This window comes from Burkholderia sp. E168m23 (genome assembly GCF_016586125.1).
Taxonomy (GTDB): domain Bacteria; phylum Pseudomonadota; class Gammaproteobacteria; order Burkholderiales; family Burkholderiaceae; genus Burkholderia; species Burkholderia orbicola.
The window spans coordinates 1-3316 of sequence record NZ_BCPP01000819.1; the positions used below are offsets into that span (position 1 = coordinate 1).

The following is a 3316-nucleotide window of genomic DNA, read 5'->3' on the forward strand; positions in this document are numbered from 1 at the left end:
GAAGCGAAACGACCGAGGAACCGCGCTGCCGCACCTTCATCCCGTGCGCACGAACGCGTGAACGGCGCTACGCTGTCGGCATTTCATCCCATCACCCTCGATCCAGGAGAACACATCGATGGAACACGACCTGAAAGGCAAGGCAGTCGCGATCACCGGCGGCTTCGGTCATCTGGGCGTCGCGACGGCCGCGTGGCTCGGCGAGCGCGGCGCACGCGTCGCGCTGATCGGCCGCGGCGCGGCGCCGGCGGCGCAGACGCTGCCCGGCGTGCCGGCCGATGCGCTGCGCATCGGCGGCATCGATCTCGTCGATCCGCAGGCCGCCGTGCAGGCGCTCGACACGGTCAACCGCGAATTCGGCCGGGTCGACGCGCTGCTGAACATCGCCGGCGCATTCGTGTGGCAGACGATCGCCGACGGCGATGCCGCCACGTGGGACCGCATGTACGAACTGAACGTGAAGACGGCGCTGAACGCGTCGAAGGCCGCGCTGCCGTACCTGGTGGCGAGCCAGGCCGGCCGCATCGTCAACATCGGCGCGGGCGCGGCGTTCAAGGCCGGCGCGGGGATGGGCGCGTATGCGGCCGCGAAGGCGGGCGTCACGCGGCTCACCGAGGCGCTGGCGGCGGAACTGCTCGATCGCGGCGTGACCGTGAACGCGCTGCTGCCGAGCATCATCGACACGCCGCCGAACCGCAAGGACATGCCCGACGCCGACTTCTCGCGCTGGGTCCGCCCCGAACAACTCGCGGCGACGATCGGATTCCTGCTGTCGGCCGACGCGCAGGCGATCACCGGTGCGTCGATTCCGGTGAGCGGCCGCGTCGCGTAGTACGCCGGAGGAAGGCTCGCCGGGTTCGGCCGTGCGTACAATGTCGCACCGGCTTGCACGGCCGGAACCCGAGACCCGAACCTGAGACCATGACTCAGCCCACCATCCTGATCGTCGAAGACGAACAGGCGATCGCGGACACGATCGTCTATGCCCTCGGCACCGACGGCATGCAGACCGTCCACTGCACGCTCGCGCAGGCGGCGCTCGACCGCCTGCGCGACACGCATGTCGATCTCGTGGTGCTCGATGTCGGCCTGCCGGACCTCAGCGGCTTCGAGGTATGCCGGCGGCTGCGCACGTTCACCGATATTCCGGTGATCTTCCTGACCGCGCGGCACGACGAGATCGACCGGATCGTCGGGCTCGAGATCGGCGCCGACGATTACGTCGTCAAGCCGTTTTCGCCGCGCGAACTGGCCGCGCGGGTCCGCGTGATCCTGCGCCGCTTTCACCGGACGGCCGCACCGGAACCGGCGCCCGCACCCGCTTCGGCCGACGCGCCGGCACCGGTCGCCTCCGGCTTCACGCTCGACACCGACGGCGCGCGCGTGTCGTGGCTCGGCCACGCGCTGGACCTCACGCGCTACGAATTCGGGCTGATGGTGCTGCTGGTCCGGCATCCGGGGCGCATCTACTCGCGCGAACAATTGATGGATCTCGTGTGGCACGAGGCGCTCGATTCGGCCGACCGCACGGTCGACACGCACATCAAGACGCTGCGCGCCAAGCTGCGCGCGATCGATCCCGAGCGCGACCCGATCCGCACGCATCGCGGCATGGGTTATTCGCTGCAACCGTAACGAGCGGCACCGCCCATGCATATCGGCCTGCGCATCTTCTTCGGCTTTTTCCTGATCGTCGGCCTGGCCGCGCTGATCACGCTGCGCGTGTTCGTGCAGGAGGTGAAGCCCGGCGTGCGCGAAGCGATGGAGGACACGCTCGTCGATACCGCGCAGGTACTGGCGACGCTGGCGGCCGACGACATGGCGAACGGGCGCATTGCCGACGGCACATTCGCGCGGCAGCTCGGGAAACTGCACGAGCGCCCGGTCAGCGCGAACGTGTGGGGTATCCAGAAGAACGCGATCGGCTACCGCCTCTACATCACCGACGCGCACGGCATCGTGCGCTACGACTCGTCCGGCAGCGCGCTCGGGCAGGACTATTCGCGCTGGAACGACGTGTACCGGACGCTGCGCGGCGAATACGGCGCGCGCAGCACGCGCAGCGATCCGAACGACGACGGCAGCACCGTGATGCACGTGGCGGCGCCGATCCGGCGCGGCAACGAGATCATCGGTGTGCTGACGATCGCGAAACCGAACCAGACGGTCGCGCCGTTCATCGCGCGCAGCCAGCGCAAGATCATGCTGTACGGCGCGTTGCTGATGGGCGGCGCGATCCTGATCGGCGCCGCGTGCACGTGGTGGCTGGTGCTCGGGTTGCGGCGCCTGCAGCGCTATGCGCGCGCGATTGCGGCCGGCGAGCGCGCACCGATGCCGCTGCAGGGCGCGAACGAACTGGCCGAACTGGGGCGCGCGGTGGAAAGCATGCATCAGCGGCTCGAAGACCGCCAGTACGTCGAAACCTACATCCACACGCTCACGCACGAGATGAAAAGCCCGCTGGCCGCGATCAGTGGTGCGGCCGAACTGTTGCAGGAAGACATGCCGGTCGCGAACCGCCGGCGCTTCACCGAGAACATCCGCCGCCAGGCCGGCCGCCTCGAACAGATGATCCGCAAGCTGCTCGCGCTGGCCGAGGTCGAGCAGAAGCAGCGCCTGTCGGTGCACGAGCCGGTCGCGCTGCGGCCGGTGCTCGAACAGCTCGTCGACGATATCGAGCCGCGCGCGCGGCAGCGCGGCGTGAGCCTGCGGATCGATGCGAACGATGCGGCCGATCCGGCGGTCGTCGACGGCGATCCGTTCCTGCTGCGGCAGGCGCTCGGCAACCTGCTCGACAACGCGCTGGATTTCGCGCCGCAAGGCAGCACGATCCGGATCGCGCTCGAGCGGCAGCCGGCGGGGCGGGCGCACGTCGCGGTCGTGCGCGTCGACGACGACGGCCCCGGCGTGCCCGACTATGCGCTGTCGCGCGTGTTCGAACGCTTCTATTCGCTGCCGCGGCCCGACGGACAGGATCGCAGCACGGGCCTCGGGCTGTGTTTCGTCCGCGAAGTCGCGATGCTGCATCGCGGCCAGATCGCGCTCGCGAACCGCGCGGAAGGCGGCGCGTGCGCGACGCTCACGCTGCCGTCGGCCGGCTGACCGCGCTTCACGCTCGCCACACATTCGCTTCACGCCGGCTTCAATCGCCCTTCACCGGGGCCGCTCATGCTGAACGTACCTTCCACTCCGGTACCTGCCAGCAATGAATCGAGTCCTGTTGTTCAAGTCCATGATCACCGCGTTTCTCGCGCTGGCGATCCTGATCCCGCTGCAGATGGTCCAGAGCATCGTGCGGGAACGCGCCGATTACCGG

At 68.9% G+C, this 3316-nt stretch carries 4 protein-coding genes; all 4 read left to right on the forward strand.

The window, feature by feature from the left end; all coding sequences use genetic code 11:
- Nucleotides 1–118: 118 nt before the first annotated feature.
- The gene (locus JMF90_RS30210; protein ID WP_011547344.1) at nt 119–832 is read left to right on the forward strand and encodes an SDR family NAD(P)-dependent oxidoreductase; all 714 of its coding nucleotides are present in this window, start codon (nt 119–121) and stop codon (nt 830–832) included.
- A gap of 89 nt (nt 833–921) precedes the next feature.
- Complete coding sequence (gene creB / locus JMF90_RS30215) at nt 922–1635, forward strand: two-component system response regulator CreB (RefSeq protein WP_011547345.1); 714 nt, start codon at nt 922–924, stop codon at nt 1633–1635.
- Nucleotides 1636–1650: 15 nt separating this feature from the next.
- Nucleotides 1651–3102: a two-component system sensor histidine kinase CreC gene (creC, locus tag JMF90_RS30220; protein WP_011547346.1), complete on the forward strand. Its 1452-nt coding sequence runs from the start codon at nt 1651–1653 to the stop codon at nt 3100–3102.
- 103 nt (nt 3103–3205) lie between these two features.
- Nucleotides 3206–3316, forward strand: a 111-nt coding sequence (locus JMF90_RS30225) for an inner membrane CreD family protein (RefSeq protein WP_201325815.1), incomplete at its 3' end; no start/stop codon positions are given.

Bases quoted from the DNA above. Each gene is read 5' to 3' on its own strand.
- creC (WP_011547346.1), top strand. From the start codon at position 1,651: ATGCATATCGGCCTGCGCATCTTCTTCGGCTTTTTCCTGATCGTCGGC.
- creB (WP_011547345.1), top strand. From the start codon at position 922: ATGACTCAGCCCACCATCCTGATCGTCGAAGACGAACAGGCGATCGCG.
- JMF90_RS30210 (WP_011547344.1), top strand. From the start codon at position 119: ATGGAACACGACCTGAAAGGCAAGGCAGTCGCGATCACCGGCGGCTTC.